The sequence below is a fragment of the Bradyrhizobium sp. SZCCHNGR1005 genome, assembly GCF_032489995.1.
In the GTDB taxonomy this organism is placed as follows: domain Bacteria; phylum Pseudomonadota; class Alphaproteobacteria; order Rhizobiales; family Xanthobacteraceae; genus Bradyrhizobium.
In genome coordinates this window covers 634,022-654,206 of the sequence record NZ_JAUEZC010000002.1, presented here as the reverse complement: position 1 = coordinate 654,206, position 20,185 = coordinate 634,022, and the positions used below count along the sequence as shown (strand labels likewise).

The window sequence follows — 20,185 nt, the reverse complement described above, 5'->3', positions numbered from 1 at the left end:
CCCTTACGGCTTCTTCCTTCAAAGTAATGCCCCTCTTCCACAACTTCGGAGAAGTACCCATTCGCCGTCCCAATAGAGCTCCGCCCGCTGCCACCAAAGACGGGCCGCGCACCAATGATGAGATTCGCAATGCGCAGATCCAGTTGATCGATCAGAACGGCCAAAACCACGGTACCGTCGAGACCATGGTCGCCATCAAGATGGCCGCCGAAGCCGGCATGGACCTGGTGGAAATTCAGCCGAACAGCAGCCCTCCCGTCTGCAAGATCATGGACTACGGGAAGTACAAATATTCGGCGCAGAAGAAGGCTGCGGAAGCCCGCAAGAAGCAGAAAGTCGTTGAGATCAAGGAGATCAAGCTCCGGCCGATGATCGACGACCATGACTACGACGTGAAGATGCGCGCCATGCAGCGGTTCTTCGAGGAGGGCGACAAGGTCAAGATCACCCTGCGCTATCGCGGTCGCGAAATGGCGCACCAGGAGATCGGCACCAAGCTCCTGGACAAAGTCAAAGCGGACGTGGCCGCCTTTGCCAAGGTCGAGCAGGACGCCAAGTTCGAAGGTCGGCAGGTCGTGATGGTGCTGGCGCCGCGCTAAAGCCGGCGCCCACCTGCACGACAGCTTGAGGAGCCCGCCACGGCGTTTGGCGGGCTTTTGCCTAACGAGAGGTTAATCGCGGGCGGCATTCGCATCGTCCGGGCAAGTCGATGCCAAAGGCGGAGACGAACCACGGCGGTGCGGGGACACCATGGTCTCTCGCCGTGCACGGAGCCGACGTCGGGTCAAATTCGCTGATTCCGGCTCTCCAGCGTTGCCAATCGGCCTTGTCTCTGCCATAAGCGCAGCCTTCATCGCCCGGCTGATCAAGGGCTGCCGTGGCGATGCTTTTGTGCGGGTGGCTTCGGCTTTTTCCGAAAACCTGAGCACGGTCAACGCTCTAACGAGCATTTTCGCCAGACGGCGCCGCTTTAGCGGGCGGCTTGCTGTTGGCATCAAGGAGAGCCAAATGCCCAAGTTGAAGACCAAATCCGGCGCCAAAAAGCGATTCAAGGTGACGGCCACCGGCAAAGTGATGCACGCCCAGCGCGGCAAGCGCCACGGCATGATCAAGCGGACCAAGAAGCAGATCCGGCAGCTGCGCGGCACCCGCGTGCTGTTCAAGACCGACGGCGACAACGTCAAGAAGTACTTCTTGCCGAACGCCTGACGGCCAACTGCTTCCGATCCGCCGGCCGCGCAGGGCGCGGCCCACACTCACTATTGATCAAGGATTTCCGTCATGTCTCGCGTCAAACGCGGTGTGACCGCCCACGCCAAGCACAAGAAAGTCTTCAAGGCCGCCAAGGGCTATTACGGCCGCCGCAAGAACACGATCCGCACCGCCAAGCAGGCCGTCGAAAAGGCCGGCCAGTACGCGTTCCGCGATCGGAAGCGCAAGAAGCGCACCTTCCGCGCGCTCTGGATCCAGCGCCTGAACGCCGCCGTGCGGCCGTTCGAGCTGACCTACAGCCGTTTCATCGACGGTCTCGCGAAGTCCGGCATCACCGTCGATCGCAAGGTGCTGTCGGATCTCGCGATCAACGAGCCGGTGGCCTTTCAGGCGATCGTCGAGAAGGCCAAGGCCGCATTGGCTGCCTGATTCTCCTGTGTGAGAAGTAGCGCTGAAAGCGGCCGAGATGATCGGCCGCTTTTTGCATTCTTGTGACCGTCTCAGTCCGATGAGCGCCGGGCATCGCCAGGCGTGCATCGCGACCGTCATTCACGCGGCGAATTGACCTTGACCCCTGCCGCCCGCGCGGCGACAACCAGCCGCTTTTTCGCGGAGATCAACCTGTGTCCGATCTTGCCAATCTCGAAACTTCGATCCTCAAGCAGATTACCGCAGCCGGCGACGAAGCTGCGCTCGAAGCGGTGCGCGTCGCCGCTCTCGGCAAGAAGGGCTCGATCTCGGCGCTGCTGGCGACGCTCGGAAAGATGTCGCCCGAAGAGCGCAAGACGCAAGGTGCGGCGATCAACCTCGCCAAGGACAAGGTGACGCAAGCGCTCGCCGCCCGGCGCGAGGTGCTGAAATCAGCCGCATTGGACGCAAGGCTGGCCTCCGAGACGATCGATGTCACCTTGCCGTTGCAGGATGCGCCGGCGGAGGCGGGCAGGGTGCATCCGCTCAGTCAGGTGATGGACGAACTCACCACGATCTTCGCCGACATGGGCTTCGCCATCGCCGAAGGTCCGGATATTGAGACCGACGACTACAACTTCACCAAACTGAACTTCCCGGAAGGCCATCCGGCGCGCGAGATGCACGACACCTTCTTCTTCAATCCGAAGGCGGACGGCTCGCGCATGCTTCTGCGCACCCACACCTCGCCCGTGCAGGTGCGGACGATGCTGACCCAGAAGCCGCCGATCCGCGTGATCTGCCCGGGCCGCACCTATCGCATCGATTCGGATGCGACCCACACGCCGCAATTCCACCAGGTCGAAGGCCTCGTCATCGACAAGGGCTCGCATCTCGGTCACCTCAAATGGATCCTGCACGAGTTCTGCAAGGCGTTCTTCGAGGTCGATCACATCAACATGCGCTTCCGGCCGTCGTTCTTCCCGTTCACCGAGCCGTCGCTCGAGGTCGACATCCAGTGCCGCCGCGACAAGGGCGAGATCCGCTTCGGCGAGGGCGAGGATTGGCTGGAGATTCTCGGCTGCGGCATGGTGCATCCGAACGTGCTGCGGGCCTGCGGGCTCGATCCGGACGAGTACCAGGGCTTCGCCTGGGGCATGGGCATCGACCGCATCGCGATGCTGAAATACGGCATGAGCGACCTGCGCCAACTGTTCGAAGGCGACGTGCGCTGGCTGTCGCATTACGGCTTCAAGCCGCTCGAGGTGCCGACGCTCGCGGGGGGATTGAGCTCGTGAACGTTGGCGGCCTCGATATCTCCAATCGGGCGCTGCGGCTCCCTCTCCCGCTTGCGGGGGAGGGCTGGGGTGGGGGTATCTCCGCAGCGGAGGTGTCGATGGATGATGAGAAGCCCATCTGGACCGTATCCCCCAAGCTTCGATCGAATGCACGGGCACTCCGCAGAAATTCGACCGACGCCGAACGACTATTGTGGTCGGAGCTGCGTGATCATCGCCTCCTCGGCGCAGGCTTTCGTCGGCAAGTTCCGATCGACCGTTACATCGCCGACTTCGTCTGCCACGCCGCGCGCCTTGTCATCGAGCTTGACGGCGGACAGCACTTCTCGACCGAAGCCGAACAGCGCGACGCCTCACGCTCCGCAGTGATCGAAGCGAAAGGATTTCAGATCCTGCGCTTCGCCAACAACGACGTGATGAGCAATCGCGCTGGCGTTCTCGAAACCATCGCGGCTGCCGTCGCAGCCAGAGCCCCCACCCTGACCCTCCCCCGCAAGCGGGGGAGGGAACAGGACTGACTTCGCGGGAAAAGAGCCATGAAATTCACGCTGTCCTGGCTGAAGGACCATCTCGACACCGATGAGCCGGTCGAGAAGCTCGCCGACAAGCTCACCATGATCGGGCTCGAGGTCGAGCATCTCGAGGACAAGGCGAAGCTGCTCGCGCCGTTCACGATCGCCCGCGTCATCTCCGCCGAGCAGCATCCGAACGCCGACCGTTTGCGCGTCTGCATGGTCGATACCGGTAACGGCGCAGCGCCGGTGCAGGTCGTGTGCGGCGCGCCCAACGCGCGCGCGGGCCTCGTCTCGGTGTTCTCGCCGCCCGGCACTTATATCCCCGCCAAGAAGATCACGCTCTCGGTCGGCACCATCAGAGGCGTCGAGAGCCGCGGCATGCTGTGCTCGGAGGCCGAGCTCGAAATCTCGGAGAACCACGACGGCATCATGGAGCTGCCGGCGGACGCTCCGATCGGCAAGCCCTACGCCGAGTGGGCCGGGCTCGGCGATCCTCTGCTCGAGATCAATTTGACGCCGAACCGGCAGGACTGCACCGGCGTGCATGGCATCGCGCGCGACCTCGCCGCGGCCGACATGGGCAAGCTGAAGGAGCCCGCGATCAAGCCGATCAAGGGCGAATTCCCCTGCCCGGTGAAGGTCACGGTCGAGGACGAGAAATTGTGCCCCGGCTTCGCGCTGCGGCTGGTGCGTGGCGTCAAGAACGGCGCCTCGCCGAAATGGCTGCAGCAGCGCCTGACCTCGATCGGGCTGCGACCGATCAACGCGCTGGTCGACATCACCAATTTCATGACCTTCGATCGCGCGCGTCCGCTGCATGTGTTCGACGCCAAGAAGGTGACAGGCAATCTGGTCGTGCGCCGCGCGCGCGACGGCGAGACGCTCTTGGCGCTCGACGGCCGCACCTACACGCTCGACAGCGGCATGTGCGTGATCGCCGACGACACGGGCGTCGAGTCGCTGGCCGGCATCATGGGTGGCGAAGCCTCCGGCTGTGACGAGACCACCACCGACGTGCTGATCGAATCGGCGCTCTGGAACGAGATCAACATCGCCCAGACCGGCCGCAAGCTCGGCATCAATTCGGATGCACGCTATCGCTTCGAACGCGGCGTCGATCCCGCCTTCATGGTGCCGGGGCTGGAATTGGCGACGAAGCTCGTCCTTGAGCTCTGCGGCGGCACGCCATCGGACAACGTCGTCGTCGGCAATCCTTTCGGCGACGAGCGCGTGATCGATTTCCCGCTCACCGAGGTGAAGCGGCTGGCCGGCATCGACGTGCCGCTGACGGAGATGCGCCGCATCCTCGGCCATCTCGGCTTCATGCTGGCGGGATCGGGTCCGGTGGTGAAGATCGCGGTGCCCTCCTGGCGCAGTGACGTGCACGGCAAGGCCGACATCGTCGAAGAGGTCGTGCGCATGGTCGGCGTCGACAAGGTCCCGGAGACGCCGTTCGAGCGCGGCGACGCGCCGCGCAAACCGGTGCTGACGCCGATCCAGATTCGGACCCGCCGCGCCAAACGAGCGCTGGCTACGAGAGGGATGGTCGAGGCCGTCACCTGGTCGTTCATCTCCAAGCCGGCGGCCGAACTGTTCGGCGGCGGCAAGGCGGAGCTTGCGGTCGCCAATCCGATTGCCGCCGATCTCTCCGACATGCGCCCGAGCCTCATGCCCGGCCTGATCGCGACCGCGCAGGCCAATGCGGATCGCGGCATCGGCGATAGCGCGATCTTCGAGGTCGGACAGATCTTCAAGGGTGATCGGCCCGAGGATCAGTTCGTGGCGGCGAGCGGCGTCCGTCGCGGCGTCGCCTCCTCCGCAGGGCTTGGACGGCATTGGAGCGGATCACAGACCGCAAGCGCCTTCGACGCCAAGGCTGACGCGCTCGCGGTGCTAGCCGCCGCCGGCGCGCCGATGGCGGCGTTGCAGATCGTGCCCGGCGGCCCGAGCTGGCTGCATCCCGGACGTTCCGGCACCATCCAGATGGGGCCGCAGAACGTGCTCGGCACCTTCGGCGAGATCCACCCGCGTACGCTCGAGACGCTCAAGGCCGATGGTCCACTGGTCGGCTTCGAGGTCATTCTGGATCGTATTCCGGCAGCCAAGCAGAGGCCGACCCGCGCCAAGCCGGTGCTCGAGCTCTCGGCCTTCCAGCCGGTGTCGCGCGATTTCGCGTTCATCGTCGATCGCGCCGTCAAAGGCGGTGACATCGTGCGCGCCGCGCAGGGCGTCGACAAGAAGCTGATCACGAATGTGACGGTGTTCGACGTCTACGAAGGCAAGGGCATCGAGGACGGCAAGAAGTCGATCGCGATCGCTGTGACGATGCAGCCGCGCGAGAAGACCATGACGGACGAGGAGATCGATGCCGTGGCCGCCAAGATCACGGCCGAGGTTGCGAAGAAGACCGGCGGCGTCTTGCGCGGATGAGCCTTTCAGGGCTCATCCCTGACGATGTCAGCGCCTCGGCCGCGCTGGCGCTCTGCGTCATCGCCCTTATCGCCGCGACGGCGCGCGGCTTCTCCGGCTTCGGCGCGGCGCTGATCTTCATGCCGCTCGCGAGCAGCGTCGCGGGGCCGCAGCTCGTTGCCGCGCTGCTGCTCGTCATCGACTTCGTATCCGCCGCGCCGCTCGTTCCCAACGCCTGGAAAGATGCCGACCGCAGGGCGACGGCCGTCATGGTCGCGGGCGCCCTGGTCGGCGTGCCCGTCGGCACCTATTTCCTGACCCGGCTCGATCCGGTCACGACGCGCTGGATCATATCCGGCTTCGTCGTAGCGCTGCTCGCGCTGCTGCTGTCGGGCTGGCGCTATCGCGGCAAGGACCATCCGGCCCTGGCCGTCGCGGTGGGGAGCGTGTCCGGCTTCTGCAGCGGGCTCGCGCAGACCGGTGGGCCGCCGATCGTCGGCTACTGGCTCGGGCGGCCGATCGCGTCGAAAACTGCACGCGCGAACATCCTGCTGTTTTTCGGCGCCTCCGATTTGTTCTCGATGGCGAGCTATGCGGTGAGCGGGCTGATCACCTGGGATTCGCTGAAGCTGTCGCTCCTGGTCGGACCGATCTATGCGCTCGGCGTGTTCTTCGGCGCCTCGTTGTTCGGGCGTGCCAGCGAGCGCGCATTTCGCGCCATCTGCTATGCGCTGATCGCGCTGGCGGTCGTCTTTGGATTGCCGGCTCTCGACGGGGTGCTGGGCCGTCGCTAGTGTTCTCCTCGACATAACAAAACCGAGGAGGAGATCATGATCGATCGGCGTGGCGTGCTGACCCTTGCGCTCGGCGCAGCCGGTACGCTGGCGGCGCCTTCGGTGCTTGCGCAAACCACAAAGCCGCGCACGCGCATCGTCTTCCTCGGCACCAAAGGCGGACCGCGCGTCGGCATCGGCGCCTCCAACCCCGCCAATCTCGTCGTCGTCAACAACACGCCGTTCGTGATCGATTGCGGGATGGGCGTCAGCCGTCAGCTCGTGGCCGCGGGCGTCCCGCTTCCTTCGGTGAAATATATCCTCATCAGCCATCACCATTCCGATCACAACCTGGAATATGGCAACTTGTTCTACAATGCGTGGGCGGCCGGGCTATCCGCTCCGATCCGCTCCTTCGGGCCGAAGGGACTTGAAGCGATGACGCGCAACTTTTGGGAGCTGAACAAGTTCGACGTCGAGACCCGGATCGATGACGAAGGCCGCCCCGATCCGCGTCCGCTCCTGATCGCCAAAGACATCACCGATGATGGTGTGGTGCTGAAGACGGACGATGTGACCGTGACCGCGTTTCGTACGCCGCATCCGCCGATTACGGACAATTTTGCCTACAAGTTCGAGACGCCGGATGGGGTGATCGTGTTCTCCTCGGACACTGCCTACAATCCCAAGCTGGCCGAGTTCGCCAAGGGCGCCGATGTGCTGGTCCATGAATGTCTCTACGTACCGGCAGTCGACCGTCTGGTGCTGAAGACCAAGAACGGGGCCACGTTGAAGAAGCATCTGATGGACAGTCACACGTCCACCGCCGATGTCGGACGCATCGCCGCCGCAGCCGGTGTAAAGACGCTCGTGCTGAGTCACCTCGTGCCGGGCGATGACCCCGACATCACCGATGACGATTGGACGCGCGATGTGAAGGCAAGCTTCTCCGGCCGTATTATCGTGGCCAAGGACCTCATGGAGCTCAAGCTGCCGGTGTGAGCGGGCGGTTAGTTGCGTGGCGATGCGGAGCGGATCGAGCCGCGACGACGTGACCGCTTTGGTTCCGGCGCTTCGGCCGGCTCGGAATCCCTAAGCGCACCAATCCTGCGCAGAGCGGCTTCGGCGGCACGCGCGCCGGACTCCCAGGCGCCATCGACCGTGCCCCACATCGTTTCATGCGTAGCTTCACCGGCCAGAAACAACGGACCCAGCGGCTCGCTCAGGATCTTGCGCGAGCCCTGTCCCCCGGGTGCAGCCGCCGACATCGCGCCGAGGATGGTTGGCGCGGCATTCCAGCGCGTGACGGCGGAGGCCTGCACCGCAGCAGCGGCGTCGCTGCCGAACAGCTTCGCCAGCCACTCCTTGCCAAAGGCGACCATCGCCGCTGCGCCTTGTGCCGACAGCTCGCGGCCAAAGGATCCGGCGACATCGATCGTGCAGAGCGACGAGCCACCGATATTGGCGAACAAAAGGCCGGTTCGCTTCGAGCTGCTCTGTTCGATCATGAGATCGTCGCGCGACAGACCGAGGGGGTTGCCCGCAAGCTGCAGCGCGATGCGATCGTAACTGCCGAGACTGAGCTTGGCGGCGGCATCGAGCTGCCGCTTCGGCAGTTCGGGCGTGAACTTGATCGCGCCAGAGGTGAGCACATTGGTCGAGACCGTCAGGATGATGGCACGCGCGGTGACGCGACCCGACGGCGTCTCCACCCAGACCTCGCGATTGGTCCATACGATGCGCGTGGCGGGAGTCGATAGAGCCAACGGCAGCTGCTCGCCAAGTTTGGTGATCAGCGTGCCGAGCCCCTGGCGACACGCAAGCGCCGCGCTGCGGTCCTGCGCCCGCGCCTTGTCCATGGCCGAGAGCTCGTTCAAGTCCTTGGCCGCTGTAGCAGGTCCAAGGACGAACTCCGCCGTCGCGGTCCAATCACCGAGATCCTTCGGCAAGGCAGTAGCACAGGAGGTATCGAGCTTGCTGCGGCCGGCCTCGTCGATCGCGTGCTTGGCGCGAACCAGCGCGGCCAGGAACTGCTCGGTTTCACCGGCCCGCGCGTTGCGGCGGCCCACGCGGATCTTGTGCCCGACAGGAGCAGCCATCACGTCGAGCCCGGCCGCACGCCCGAGCTTCGCCAGCGGATTGCCGTCAGGATTGTAGAGCCAACGCGCACCGTGATCGAAAGGTACGCCGAAGATCCTGGTATCGGTACTGCAGCGCCCACCGATCTGGTTCGCGGCTTCAAGCACGAGCACCCTGCGATTGGCCGCCAGCACCCGCCGCGCCGCAGCGATGCCGGCCGCACCTGCACCGATCACGACGATATCGGCATCGCGCGGCGGCGTCGCGGCGACAGCGCCGCGGTCGAGCCATGGCGTCGCCGCGAGCGCCGCGGATGCGGAGAGAAAGCCGCGGCGCGTGAAAGTCATGTCATGGTTTCCGAAAGATTGGAAAAACAGGATTGTAGCGAGAACTCTGCCGCATCAGGCGCGGTGCGGCAACCATCATAGTGAATCAACCATGATTGATGTCACACTGAACATGAACCAAATGGCAACCGCAGTCGACCATGATACACACAGGGAAAAGCGGCCGACCGAGGCCTTCCGGGGGGATTGACCGTCATGGGCGTCGTGCTCGATCAGATCGGCAAGCTGATTGCCGCGTACCTGCAGAAGGAGGTGCCGGGCTACGAGCCGTTCACGCCGAGCGATCCGGACAATCTGCGCAAGGACGTCCAACCCGGCGATGTGCTGCTCGTCGAGGGCAACAGCCGCATCTCCGGCATCATCAAATATCTGACGCAGTCGACCTGGTCGCATGCGGCGCTTTATGTCGGACCGATCGATGGTGCGGCGGAACCCGATGGCGAACCGCATGTGCTGGTCGAGGCCTATGTCGATGAAGGCGTCATTTCGGCGCCCTTGTCGAAATACGTCACCTACCACACGCGCATCTGCCGGCCGGTCGGCCTGACATTCGAAGACCGGCACACGGTGTGCCGCTACGCCATCAATCGCATCGGCTTCGGCTACGACACCAAGAACATCATCGACCTGATGCGCTATCTGGTTCCGCTGCCGGTGCCCCAACGCTGGCGTCGGCGCATGATCGCGCTCGGCTCCGGCGATCCAACAAAAATGATCTGCTCGGCGCTGATTGCGCAGGCCTTCGATGCCGTGCGCTATCCGATCCTGCCGAAGATCACCCGCGCGGGATCCAGGCGCGCCAAGCGCGAGATCCTGCACATCCGCGATTCCTCGCTCTATATGCCGCGCGACTTCGACATCTCGCCCTATTTCGAGATCGTCAAGCCGACCATCATCAACGGATTCGACTACACGGCCCTGCACTGGGCGGACAAGCAGAAGCCGCTCGCGGAGGTAGCGGGCGAATTCGGTGTGTTTCCAGAAATGGTCGAAACGCCGTCGCTGGTTCCTGAAGCGCTTGACCCGGAAGCGCCGGCTACGCCTGAGCAAATAAACCTGGCCGCGAAGGCGGTCGAGCGTGACCGTGCATGGCCTGCTCGTAGGGCAAATTCCCGCGAGGATACCGGACGGCACAAAGCGGTCGTCTAGCCTCAGGCGTGGCCTCACCGCTACCGATCGGAGCGGCTGATGACATCCATCAATTCCGCGATCTTCTGCCGCTGATCGGTCTTGTCGCCCGAGGCGATCGCGTGCTCGACGCAGTGGGCGACGTGATCACGCAAGATCTCTTCCTCGACGCGGCGCAAGGCAGCCCGGACCGCCGAGATCTGGGTAACGATGTCGATGCAGTAGCGATCGTCCTCGACCATTTTGGACAGGCCGCGGACCTGCCCTTCGATCCGGCTCAACCGCTTCTGACAGGATATCTTGATGTCCTTCCGCATTCGGCCTATATACCCCTACGGGGTAGCGGTTACAAGCCCGGAGTTGGACACCGATGTCGGAAAGCGAACACACGCATTCAGGAGCCATTGCCGCTTCCGGGACCTGCGGCTGCGGATCGAAGGCGCCAGCGCCGGAAACCGTACAAACCGAGGCGGTCGCCAAGAGCTGCTGCAGCAATCATGCCGTGACTGAAACGGCGGCTGCCAGTGCGGGTTGCTGTGGCGGTCATGGGCATGATCATTCCGACACCAACGCAAAAGCGCTGGATCCGGTCTGCGGGATGACCGTCGACCCTGCGACGTCAAAACACCGCTTCGACCATCGCGGCCAGACCTTCCTTTTCTGTTCCGCCGGCTGTCGCGCCAAATTCGCCGCCGACCCCGCCAAATACCTCGAGAAGAAAGAGCCTCCGCCGGAGATGCCGGCCGGCACCATCTACACCTGCCCGATGCACCCTGAGGTCAGGCAGGTCGGCCCGGGAAGCTGCCCGATCTGCGGCATGGCGCTGGAGCCGGAGACCGTCAGCCTCGACAGCGCACCGAATCCCGAGCTCGTCGACATGACCCGACGGCTCTGGATCGGCGGCTTGCTGACCGTGCCCGTTGTCATTCTGGAAATGGGCGGGCATCTGCTCGGCGGCGGCCACGGCCTGGTCGACCCGCTCTGGTCGAACTGGATCCAGTTCGCTTTCGCAACCCCCGTGGTGTTGTGGGCCGGGTGGCCGTTCTTCGTGCGCGGCTGGCAATCGCTGCAGACGCGCAACCTCAACATGTTCACGCTGATCGCGATGGGGACCGGGGTCGCCTATGTCTACAGCGCGATTGCAACGATGGCGCCGCAAGCCTTCCCGGCGACGTTCCGCGATCACGGCGGCGCGGTTGCGACCTATTTCGAGGCGGCCGCGGTCATCATCGTCCTCGTGCTTGTCGGACAGGTGTTGGAACTGCGCGCGCGCGAAGCCACCTCGGGCGCGATCAAGGCCCTGCTGCAGCTCGCGCCGAAGACGGCGCGGCGCGTAAGCGAGGACGGTCAGGACCACGAGATCGAGATCGACCAATTGCAGGTCGGCGATCGCTTGCGCGTACGCCCGGGCGAGAAGGTGCCGGTCGACGGCACCATTCTCGACGGCCGCTCGACGCTCGACGAATCGCTCGTGACCGGCGAATCGATGCCGGTGACCAAGGAGGAGGGCGCCCACGTCATCGCCGGCACCATGAACCAGTCCGGCGGCTTCGTGATGCGCGCCGACAAGGTTGGCCGGGACACGCTGCTGTCGCAGATCGTCCAGATGGTCGCCGAGGCGCAGCGCTCGCGCGCGCCGATCCAGCGGCTCGCCGATCAGGTGGCCAGCTGGTTCGTGCCGATGGTGATCGCGGCCGCGATCATCGCCTTCGCCGCCTGGTACGCATTTGGGCCGGAGCCGCGGTTCACTTACGGCCTCGTGGCAGCCGTCAGCGTGCTGATCATCGCCTGCCCCTGCGCGCTTGGGCTTGCGACGCCGATGTCGATCATGGTCGGCGTCGGGCGCGGCGCGCAGGCCGGAATTCTGATCAAGAATGCCGAGGCGCTGGAGCGGATGGAGAAGGTCAATACGCTCGTGGTCGACAAGACCGGCACCTTGACCGAAGGCAAGCCGAAGGTGACGGCGATCGTGACCGCATCCGGCTTCGACGAGAGCGAGGTGCTGCGGCTCGCCGCCAGCGTCGAGCGCGCCAGCGAACATCCGCTCGCGGATGCGATCGTACGACATGCAAAGGGGCGCAACCTGCCGCTCGGCGAGGTCAGCGGCTTCGACGCGCCGACCGGCAAAGGCGCACAGGGCTCGGTCGACGGCAAATCGATCGTACTCGGCAACGCCACCTATCTCGCCTCGCTTGGGATCGTCAGCGATGCGCTCGGCGTCGAGAGCAAGCGGTTGCGAAGCGAAGGGGCCACGGTCATCGTCATGGCGATCGACGGAAAGCCGGCAGCACTGTTCGCCATTGCAGATCCGATCAAGGCGTCGACGCCGGATGCGCTGAAAGCGCTCGCCGCCGACGGCATCAAGGTGATCATGCTGACCGGCGACAACAGGACGACCGCCACCGCCGTCGCGCGCAGGATCGGGATCACCGAGGTGGAAGCGGAGGTGCTGCCGAATCAGAAGAGCGCCGTGGTCGCGCGGCTGCGCGCAGCCGGCAAGATCGTGGGCATGGCCGGCGATGGCGTCAACGATGCGCCGGCGCTGGCCGCGGCCGATGTCGGCATCGCCATGGGCACCGGGACCGATGTCGCGATGGAGAGCGCAGGGGTCACGCTGCTGAAAGGCGATCTCGGGGGCATCGCGCGGGCGCGCAAGCTCTCAGCGGCGACGATGCGCAACATCCGCCAGAACCTGTTCTTCGCCTTCATCTACAACGCAGCCGGCATCCCGATCGCGGCGGGAATTCTCTATCCAGCCTTCGGCATCCTGCTCTCGCCGATCATTGCCGCCGCAGCGATGTCGCTGTCTTCGGTCAGCGTGGTCGGCAATGCGCTGCGGCTGCGCAGCGTGAAGCTCTAAGTTGGAGCTGGCGACACCGATACCGGCCTTGTCGAAACAGGCCGGCATCGTTACCTCTTCCGCTGGATTTCGAAGGGGTTGAACCGCCATGATCGATGCTGCCATCAAGGCGTTTTCGCAGATGCTGTCGCCGCCGATGCGCTCGATCCTGTGGCGATCGGTCGGGCTTGCGCTTGTCCTCGTGACCGTGCTGGCGATCGGCCTGCAACGGCTCCTGAGCTGGCTGGCCACCGCTGGCGAAGGCTGGGCGGAAGGCATGCTGGGCCCCCATTCGCATACCTCGCTCGACGCGCTGGCCTGGATCATTTCGATCGCGGCCGGATTCGGCGTCGTGTTCGGCGGCATCATGTTGATGCCGGCGATCACCTCGCTGGTGGCAAGCCTGTTCGTCGATGAGGTGGCCGAGCATGTCGAGCGCGAATATTATCCCGCGGAACGCCCCGGCGTCGCGCTGCCGTTCGGTCTCGCAATCCAAGAGGGGCTGAAGGCCGCAAGCCTCACCATCCTGGTTTATCTGATCGCACTGCCTTTCGTGTTCCTGGCGGGCGCGGGCTTCGTCATCTTCTTCATTGCCGCCGCCTGGCTGCTCGGCCGCGAATATTTCGAGCTGGCGGCAATGCGATTTCGGCCGCCTGCAGAGGCCAAGGCGATGCGGCGCGACAACGCGGCGACGGTGTTCACCGCCGGCCTGATCATTGCCGCCTTCGTCTCGATCCCGATCGTCAATCTCGCCACGCCGCTGTTCGGCATGGCCTTCATGGTCCACATGCACAAGCGGCTATCTGGGTCGCGACCCGAGCTGATCGAGCCGTCGCGACGCCGCAGCGTGACGGGATTCCAGCGCGATTGATACCGGCGCCTCGCCGGCAACTTCGCGCTCGCGCGCAAATAGCAGGATCAGCAGAGCGAATAGCGATACGCCCGCGAGCAGGGCCCAGGCCTCGTTGACGCACAGCGCCAGCGAGGCTTTCTCCACCAGCGGCCGGACATAAGCGATGGTGGCCGCATCGGGCGGTCCCGGAGGGCGGTGGAGCAGGAGCTCCGGTGGCAATCCGATCGCCTTGGCCGCCGTGACATCGCCGGCGATCAAACGATCGCGAAGATCGGTCGCATGAATGCTGACGCGGCCATAGATGATCGTGTCGATCAGCGCGATGCCGATGGCGCCGCCCAGATTTCGCATCAGGTTGAACAGCGCGCTCGCATCGGCGACCTCCGCTTGCGGCAGGTCACCAAGCGCAATCCGCGTCGGCGGCAGCAGGCAGAACATGATCCCGATGCCGCGGATCACCTGCGGTCCGAACATCTCGGCGTAATCCGCCGTACGCGGCTGAAACGCACTCATGGCGAGTCCGGCCGCAAACAGCGTGAAGCCGAATGCCGACAGGACTCTCGCATCGACCCGGCTCTCCAGCAGGGTCACACATGGTGCAGCGAGCAGCTGCGCGACGCCGGTCACCAGCATGATCGTGCCGATCTCGAAGGCGGAGTGGTGACGCACGAAGGCGAGGAACACCGGCATCAGATAGACCGATCCGAACAGCCCGACGCCCAGGCAGAAGCTCAAGCCGCACCCGGCCGCAAAGCCGCGCCGCCGCAGACTCCCGATCCTTACGATGGGATGTTCCGACAGCAGCGTGCGCTGAACCAGCAGGACCAGGCTCGAGCCGCTCAGCACCAGCAATGCGAGGCAGTTCGGCGACAGCCAGCCGCGCTCGGGCGCCTGCTTCAATCCGATCTCGAGGCTCGTCAGCGACAGCGCCAGCAACGCCAAGGCGGGCAGGTCGAGCTTGGACAATTCGGCAAAATCGGTCGGTTGGCGCGGCAACAGGCGCGGCGTGGCCGATGCCGCGACAATGCCTGGCGCGACATTGATCAGGAACAGCCACGGCCACGACCAGGTGTCGGTGATGTAACCGCCGACCACCGGGCCGATGGTCGGCGCCAAGACCGCGACGACGCCGGCGATCGTGGTGGCGACCGCATGCAGGCGCGATGGAAACAGCAGAAACACGGCAGAGAACACCGCCGGGATCAGGAGGCCACCGGAGAAGCCCTGCAGCACGCGGAAGCTCAGCAGCATGCCGAAACTGGCGCTGAGCGCGCAACCGAACGAGGCCAGCGTGAACAGGCCGACTGCACCGACGAACAGCCAGCGGAGGCTGAACACGCGCGTCAGCAGGCCCGTGAGCGGGATCGCGATCACTTCCGCGATCAGATAGGCGGTCTGGATCCAGCTCATCGCCTCCGGCGAGATGCCGAGCGCATCCTGGATGGTCGGCAGCGAGGTCGCGACCACCTGGATGTCCAGGATCGCCATGAACATGCCCAGGCACATCAGCAGGAAACCGAGCCATGTGGCAACGGCCGGTGTCGGCTGCGACGCGGACTGGCTGCTCATGCGACCCGCCCCCCGATCTCCCCAAGCGCCTGCTGCTCGGCTCGGATCCGAACCGCCAGCATGGCCGCGTTCAAGAGCGTGAATATCAGCGCGAGCCACGGCAGATGTAGGGCAAGCGGCAGCACTGCGATCTCGGCGGTGACGACGGCGTAGTTGGGATGCGACATATATCGGTACGGCCCACCGGTGACGAGCGGCGCACCGGGCAGCACGATGATCCGCGTGGTCCAGCGCGGACCCAGGGTCGAGAGCACCCACCAGCGCATGGCCTGAAGCATGATGAAGGCCAGCAGCAGGAACGGATCCACCGGCTGGTCATGGCCCAGGACCCATAACGAGATCAGCCAGGCTCCGTGCATCGAGACCAGCAACGGATAGTGGCCGGCGCCGACCTCGATCGCACCGCGTGCACGCAGACGGCTCGTATTGTGGCGGGCCAGCACGAGCTCGCCGAGCCGCTGCATGGTGACGAGCGCAAGGATGAAGGAGGCGATCGTCATGCGGCGTGCCGTAACGAGACGCAACTGGCGGTGAAGCCGGGGCCAAGCGCCGTCAGCAGCGAGCGTCGCGGCAGTCCGCTGTTACGGGCACGCTCCAGCACGAACAGCACGGTGGGGGCCGACATGTTGCCGTAGTCGGCGATGATGTCCCGCTCGTGATCCAGCGTGCCCTGATCCAGCGACAGCGCCCGTTCCAACGCGGTGATCACCTTCGAGCCGCCGGGATGGCAGACGAAGCGATCGACATCGTGAGGCGCAAGCTGCATTCCTTCGAGGATCTCGGTGACGGCCGGACCCATGTTCTCGGTCACGAAATCCGGAATCGTGCGCTGGAAGATCACGCCGAACCCTTCGGGGTCGACGCTCCAGCCCATGATGTCGAGCGTATCCGGCCACAACTTCTCGCCGGTCGCCTCCACTCGCGTGGCGCCGCCGTCGCCGGCGCGCAGTACCGCCGCAGCGGCACCGTCACCGAACAGGCTGAGCGCGACGATATTGGCCTTGGTCAATTCGTCATGGCGGACCGCAAGCGTGCAGAGCTCGAACGTCACGAGCAGCACGTTGGTGCCGGGCCGCGCCTGGGCGAGCCGTGAGGCGATCGACAGACCGGATACGCCTCCGGCGCAACCGAGCCCGAAGACGGGAACGCGCGAGATATCGGGGCGGAAGCCCATTTGCCGCGCCACGCGCGCTTCCAGCGTCGGCGTGGCGATGCCGGTCGAGCTGACGGTCACGACCGTGTCGATCTCGGACGCCGCAAGATCGGCTTGCATCAGCGCCTTGTTCGCGACGTCGACGAACAACGCTTCCGCGCCCTCCAGATAGGCTTGCGTCCGCTCCGGCCAACCACGCCGCTCCATGTACCATTCGATCGGCTTGACGCCGAAGCGATGGCGGATTCCGGTGTTGGAGAACAGGCTGGCAAGCGTATCGAATTGCGGAAAGCGCGGCGCGAGCACGTCGCGCGCGGCTTCCATCACCTGTTGCTGCTGGAATCGATGCGGCGGGACCGCGGTCGCAAGTGATACGAGTGCGGCGGTGTTGTTCATGCGACGGGGTCCTTCCTCCAACTCCGATCAACCTCAACGAGTGGCGGCGCCGATCATGTCACATGCCACTCGCGTCCATCGGCAAGTGCATTTCAATTTCAAATGGGGGCACCGATGTGGCCCGCCCGTGGTGAGACAGCGCCCGATGCCGCCGATTTGAAGTCACCGTTTCATGGGCTGTGGTGGCGCTCCGATCGCGCCGTCGTGTTCAAACGGTCTTCTCCGGCCAGCGGCACAGATCGTTGATGAGGCAGACCTCACAACGCGGCTTGCGGGCGAGACACGTGTAGCGGCCGTGCAGGATCAGCCAGTGATGGGCATGGAGCATGAACTCGGCCGGGATCGCTTTTTCCAGGCCGAGCTCGACCTCGAGCGGCGTCTTGCCCGGCGCGAGCCCGGTGCGGTTGGCGACCCGAAACACATGCGTATCGACCGCCATCGTCCGCTCGCCGAACGCCATGTTGAGCACGACGTTGGCCGTCTTGCGCCCGGCGCCGGGCAGCGACTCGATCTCCGCGCGCGTGCGCGGCACCTCGCTGCCGAAATCTCTGATCAACTTCTCGGATAGTGCGATGACGTTCTTGGCCTTGGTCCGATAGAGCCCGACCGTTTTGATGTAGTCGCGCAACCGCTCTTCACCGAGCGCGACCATCTTCTGCGGCGTGTCGGCCACGGCAAAGAGCGGCCGCGTCGCCTTGTTGACGCCGGCGTCCGTCGCCTGCGCCGACAGCACGACCGCAACCAGCAAGGTGAAGGGATTGAGGTGCTCGAGTTCGCCCTTTGGCGCCGGATTTGCGTTGGCGAAGCGGCTGAAGGCCTCGCGCACCTCCGCCGGGGTCCAGGGTTTCGGCGCTCTCAGGGACTTTTTCGCGGGCCTGGAAGCCGGCGCCGTCTTCGGCAACTTCGCTGGCTTTTTTGCCTTTGTGCCCTTCACGGCGGTTTTGAGGGCCTTCTTGGGTGCGGAACGAACCGGCACTGCGTTGGCGCGTTGGGGACGGGTGATTTTGGCCATGTTCTGGGTATACTGATCCGCCATGACTGCAGGCAATGCCTTTGCGCACCAGGAGCAGGTACCGGATCCCGCCGAGACTGAGCTGTTCTCGGCGCTGCTGACCCCGCACCGCTCGCTCAACCGAACCGGCTTCGTCGTGCTGATGGTGGTGGTCAGCGGCGTCAGCTTCGTCGGCGGCGTCGCCTCCTGGCTGACGGGAGCCTGGCCCATCCTCGGCTTTTTCGGCCTCGACGCGCTCGCGATTTATTGGGCCTTCAAGGTCAACTTCCGCCGCGCCCGCGCCTATGAGGAGGTCTCGGTCACCCCCTCCGAGCTGCGGCTGCGGCGGGTCAGCCATCGCGGCCACGTCATGGAATGGACGTTCAATCCGCTCTGGGTCAAGCTCGACCAGATCGTCCATGAGGAGTTCGGGGTCGAGTACCTCTATCTGGTCTCCAGGGGGCAACGGGTCGCGATCGGAAGCTTTTTGGGTCCCAACGAAAAGACAAGCTTCGCCAAGGCGTTGACCGCCGCCCTGCAGGCGGCACGGCGGGGTCCGGTCTACAACCCGATCTGAACGGGAAGATCGGAAATCGGGTGGAGCGGGACCCCTGGCCGCCTTAGATTGAGCGCCATGATGACCTTTGCGATCCACGACCAAGCCCTGGCCAAGCCGGGGCCACAGCAGCCCGCCGCGCTGCGCGATTATGACTCCGTGCGCCGCGCGATCGCGTTCATCTCGGAACATTGGCGGCGGCAGCCAACCATCGAGGACATGGCCGACGCTGCCGGCGTCACCCCGGACGAATTGCACCATTTGTTCCGCCGCTGGGCCGGCCTGACCCCGAAAGCCTTCATGCAGGCTTTGACGCTCGATCATGCCAAGGGCCTGCTCAAGGGCTCGGCCAGCGTGCTGGATGCCGCACTCGACTCCGGGCTGTCAGGGCCGGGGCGACTGCACGACCTGTTCGTCACGCATGAGGCGATGTCGCCGGGGGAATGGAAGAGCGGTGGCTCCGGCATGGCCATGCGTTACGGCTTTCATCCCTCGCCGTTCGGCACGGCGCTGGTGATGGCCACCGGCCGTGGTCTTTCCGGGCTCGCCTTTGCCGATCCAGGCGAAGAGGCCTCGGCACTGGCTGACATGAAGAGCCGCTGGCCACGCGCCAGTTATGTCGAGGACCCGGCGGGCACGGCGACATTGGCGCAGCGAATCTTCGATACCAGCCTGTGGCGGCAGGATCAGCCGCTGCGCGTCGTCCTGATCGGCACCGACTTCGAGGTGCGGGTCTGGGAGACGCTCTTGAAGATCCCGATGGGCCGCGCGGTTTGTTATTCCGACATCGCCAACAGGCTGCAGGCGCCGAAGGCGTCACGGGCGGTGGGCGCGGCAGTCGGCAAGAACCCGATCTCCTTCGTGGTCCCCTGCCATCGCGCGCTCGGCAAGAGCGGCGCGCTGACCGGCTATCACTGGGGTCTCACACGAAAGAAGGCGATGCTGGGCTGGGAAGCCGGGCAGGTTGGCGTCAACTAATTCTCCCTGCGGCGCGCAAATTCCGCGCGCCGCCGCGCTCATCGAACCGGTCGCCTATGACGCCAGATCGAGCTTGGAGGCGACCGTCGAGTCCGCGTTCAGCCGGTAAATGATCGGCACGCCGGTCGCGAGTTCGCGCTTCAAGATGCCCTCGGGCGACAGTTTCTCCAGCACCATGATCAGCGCGCGCAGCGAATTGCCGTGGGCCGCCACCAGCGTGCGCTCGCCGCGCAGCACCCCCGGCAGGATCTCCTGCACATAGTAAGGCAGGGCGCGCGCCAGCGTGTCCTTCAGGCTCTCACCGCCGGGCGGCGGCACATCATAGGAGCGGCGCCAGACGTGCACCTGCTCCTCGCCCCATTTCTTGCGCGCATCGTCCTTGTTGAGCCCGGAGAGATCGCCATAGTCGCGCTCGTTCAGCGCGAGGTCCTTCTGTGTCTTGAGCCCGGTCTGGCCGAGCTCTGCAAGAATGAGATCGAGCGTATGCTGAGCGCGCTGGAGGACCGAGGTGAAGGCGACGTCGAACGTCAGGCCGTGAGCCTTGAGCTTGCGTCCAGCCTCTTTGGCTTCCGACACGCCCTGCTCGGTCAGATCCGGATCTTTCCAGCCGGTGAACAGGTTCTTCAGATTCCACTCGCTCTGGCCGTGGCGCACCAGCACCAGGAGACGTTCGCTCATTCT

The 20,185-nt window shown here is 64.8% G+C and carries 20 protein-coding genes; 13 read left to right on the top strand and 7 right to left on the bottom strand.

What is annotated here, in order from left to right:
• Positions 1–59: 59 nt before the first annotated feature.
• The 8 genes from infC to QXZ85_RS09065 all read left to right on the top strand — a co-directional run bounded on the left by infC (position 60) and on the right by QXZ85_RS09065 (position 7,617).
• Positions 60–599 (top strand): translation initiation factor IF-3, encoded by a 540-nt coding sequence (gene infC, locus QXZ85_RS09100; protein ID WP_315703136.1) that lies wholly within the window; start codon positions 60–62, stop codon positions 597–599.
• A 409-nt stretch (positions 600–1,008) separates the two neighbouring features.
• Positions 1,009–1,209 (top strand): 50S ribosomal protein L35, encoded by a 201-nt coding sequence (gene rpmI / locus QXZ85_RS09095; RefSeq protein WP_008539890.1) that lies wholly within the window; start codon positions 1,009–1,011, stop codon positions 1,207–1,209.
• 72 nt (positions 1,210–1,281) lie between these two features.
• Complete coding sequence (rplT, locus tag QXZ85_RS09090; protein WP_315702206.1) at positions 1,282–1,641, top strand: 50S ribosomal protein L20; 360 nt, start codon at positions 1,282–1,284, stop codon at positions 1,639–1,641.
• Positions 1,642–1,835: 194 nt separating this feature from the next.
• Positions 1,836–2,918: a phenylalanine--tRNA ligase subunit alpha gene (gene pheS / locus QXZ85_RS09085; RefSeq protein ID WP_315761528.1), complete on the top strand. Its 1,083-nt coding sequence runs from the start codon at positions 1,836–1,838 to the stop codon at positions 2,916–2,918.
• A gap of 98 nt (positions 2,919–3,016) precedes the next feature.
• Positions 3,017–3,436 carry an endonuclease domain-containing protein gene (locus QXZ85_RS09080; protein WP_315702208.1) on the top strand — a complete coding sequence of 140 codons (420 nt, stop codon included), beginning with the start codon at positions 3,017–3,019 and terminating at the stop codon, positions 3,434–3,436.
• 18 nt (positions 3,437–3,454) lie between these two features.
• A complete protein-coding gene (gene pheT, locus QXZ85_RS09075) occupies positions 3,455–5,863 on the top strand; it encodes a phenylalanine--tRNA ligase subunit beta (RefSeq protein ID WP_315807186.1) in 2,409 nt (802 codons plus the stop codon).
• On the top strand, positions 5,860–6,636 hold the full coding sequence (locus QXZ85_RS09070; protein WP_315702210.1) for a sulfite exporter TauE/SafE family protein: 777 nt from the start codon (positions 5,860–5,862) through the stop codon (positions 6,634–6,636). The genes pheT and QXZ85_RS09070 overlap by 4 nt, the downstream gene beginning before the upstream one ends.
• 36 nt (positions 6,637–6,672) lie before the next feature.
• Entirely contained in the window at positions 6,673–7,617 is a 945-nt protein-coding gene (locus QXZ85_RS09065; protein WP_315742543.1) for an MBL fold metallo-hydrolase, read from the top strand.
• Between the two features lie 8 nt (positions 7,618–7,625).
• On the opposite strand, the gene QXZ85_RS09060 is transcribed toward QXZ85_RS09065, so the two are convergent.
• Positions 7,626–9,041: a flavin monoamine oxidase family protein gene (locus tag QXZ85_RS09060; protein WP_315702212.1), complete on the bottom strand. Its 1,416-nt coding sequence runs from the start codon at positions 9,039–9,041 to the stop codon at positions 7,626–7,628.
• Positions 9,042–9,236: 195 nt separating this feature from the next.
• On the opposite strand from QXZ85_RS09060, the gene QXZ85_RS09055 reads away from it, so the two are divergent.
• A complete protein-coding gene (locus QXZ85_RS09055) occupies positions 9,237–10,190 on the top strand; it encodes a YiiX/YebB-like N1pC/P60 family cysteine hydrolase (protein WP_315767674.1) in 954 nt (317 codons plus the stop codon).
• 20 nt (positions 10,191–10,210) lie between these two features.
• Here the strand turns inward: QXZ85_RS09055 and QXZ85_RS09050 are convergent, their stop codons facing one another.
• Positions 10,211–10,486, bottom strand: a complete 276-nt coding sequence (locus QXZ85_RS09050) for a metal-sensitive transcriptional regulator (RefSeq protein WP_315702214.1) — start codon at positions 10,484–10,486, stop codon at positions 10,211–10,213.
• A 53-nt stretch (positions 10,487–10,539) separates the two neighbouring features.
• Here QXZ85_RS09050 and QXZ85_RS09045 point away from each other — a divergent pair, with 53 nt between their 5' ends.
• The gene (locus QXZ85_RS09045; protein ID WP_315767676.1) at positions 10,540–13,029 is read left to right on the top strand and encodes a heavy metal translocating P-type ATPase; all 2,490 of its coding nucleotides are present in this window, start codon (positions 10,540–10,542) and stop codon (positions 13,027–13,029) included.
• An 88-nt stretch (positions 13,030–13,117) separates the two neighbouring features.
• Positions 13,118–13,879 (top strand): sulfate transporter family protein, encoded by a 762-nt coding sequence (locus QXZ85_RS09040; RefSeq protein ID WP_315702216.1) that lies wholly within the window; start codon positions 13,118–13,120, stop codon positions 13,877–13,879.
• On the opposite strand, the gene QXZ85_RS09035 is transcribed toward QXZ85_RS09040, so the two are convergent.
• From QXZ85_RS09035 to nth, 4 genes are all read right to left on the bottom strand, one after another.
• Positions 13,808–15,430: a DHA2 family efflux MFS transporter permease subunit gene (locus tag QXZ85_RS09035; RefSeq protein ID WP_315767677.1), complete on the bottom strand. Its 1,623-nt coding sequence runs from the start codon at positions 15,428–15,430 to the stop codon at positions 13,808–13,810. The genes QXZ85_RS09040 and QXZ85_RS09035 overlap by 72 nt on opposite strands.
• Entirely contained in the window at positions 15,427–15,930 is a 504-nt protein-coding gene (locus QXZ85_RS09030) for an isoprenylcysteine carboxyl methyltransferase family protein (protein WP_315702218.1), read from the bottom strand. Before QXZ85_RS09030 ends, QXZ85_RS09035 begins: the two co-directional genes overlap by 4 nt.
• Positions 15,927–16,979: a type III polyketide synthase gene (locus tag QXZ85_RS09025; RefSeq protein ID WP_315702219.1), complete on the bottom strand. Its 1,053-nt coding sequence runs from the start codon at positions 16,977–16,979 to the stop codon at positions 15,927–15,929. Before QXZ85_RS09025 ends, QXZ85_RS09030 begins: the two co-directional genes overlap by 4 nt.
• Before the next feature lie 208 nt (positions 16,980–17,187).
• A complete protein-coding gene (gene nth / locus QXZ85_RS09020; RefSeq protein WP_315702220.1) occupies positions 17,188–17,991 on the bottom strand; it encodes an endonuclease III in 804 nt (267 codons plus the stop codon).
• 22 nt (positions 17,992–18,013) lie between these two features.
• Here nth and QXZ85_RS09015 point away from each other — a divergent pair, with 22 nt between their 5' ends.
• Positions 18,014–18,547: a DUF2244 domain-containing protein gene (locus tag QXZ85_RS09015; protein ID WP_315767679.1), complete on the top strand. Its 534-nt coding sequence runs from the start codon at positions 18,014–18,016 to the stop codon at positions 18,545–18,547.
• A 57-nt stretch (positions 18,548–18,604) separates the two neighbouring features.
• Positions 18,605–19,504 carry a bifunctional helix-turn-helix domain-containing protein/methylated-DNA--[protein]-cysteine S-methyltransferase gene (locus QXZ85_RS09010; protein WP_315767680.1) on the top strand — a complete coding sequence of 300 codons (900 nt, stop codon included), beginning with the start codon at positions 18,605–18,607 and terminating at the stop codon, positions 19,502–19,504.
• 54 nt (positions 19,505–19,558) lie between these two features.
• Here QXZ85_RS09010 and QXZ85_RS09005 read toward each other — a convergent pair whose 3' ends face one another.
• Complete coding sequence (locus QXZ85_RS09005) at positions 19,559–20,182, bottom strand: 2,3-bisphosphoglycerate-dependent phosphoglycerate mutase (RefSeq protein ID WP_315702223.1); 624 nt, start codon at positions 20,180–20,182, stop codon at positions 19,559–19,561.
• Between the last annotated feature and the right edge of the window lie 3 nt (positions 20,183–20,185).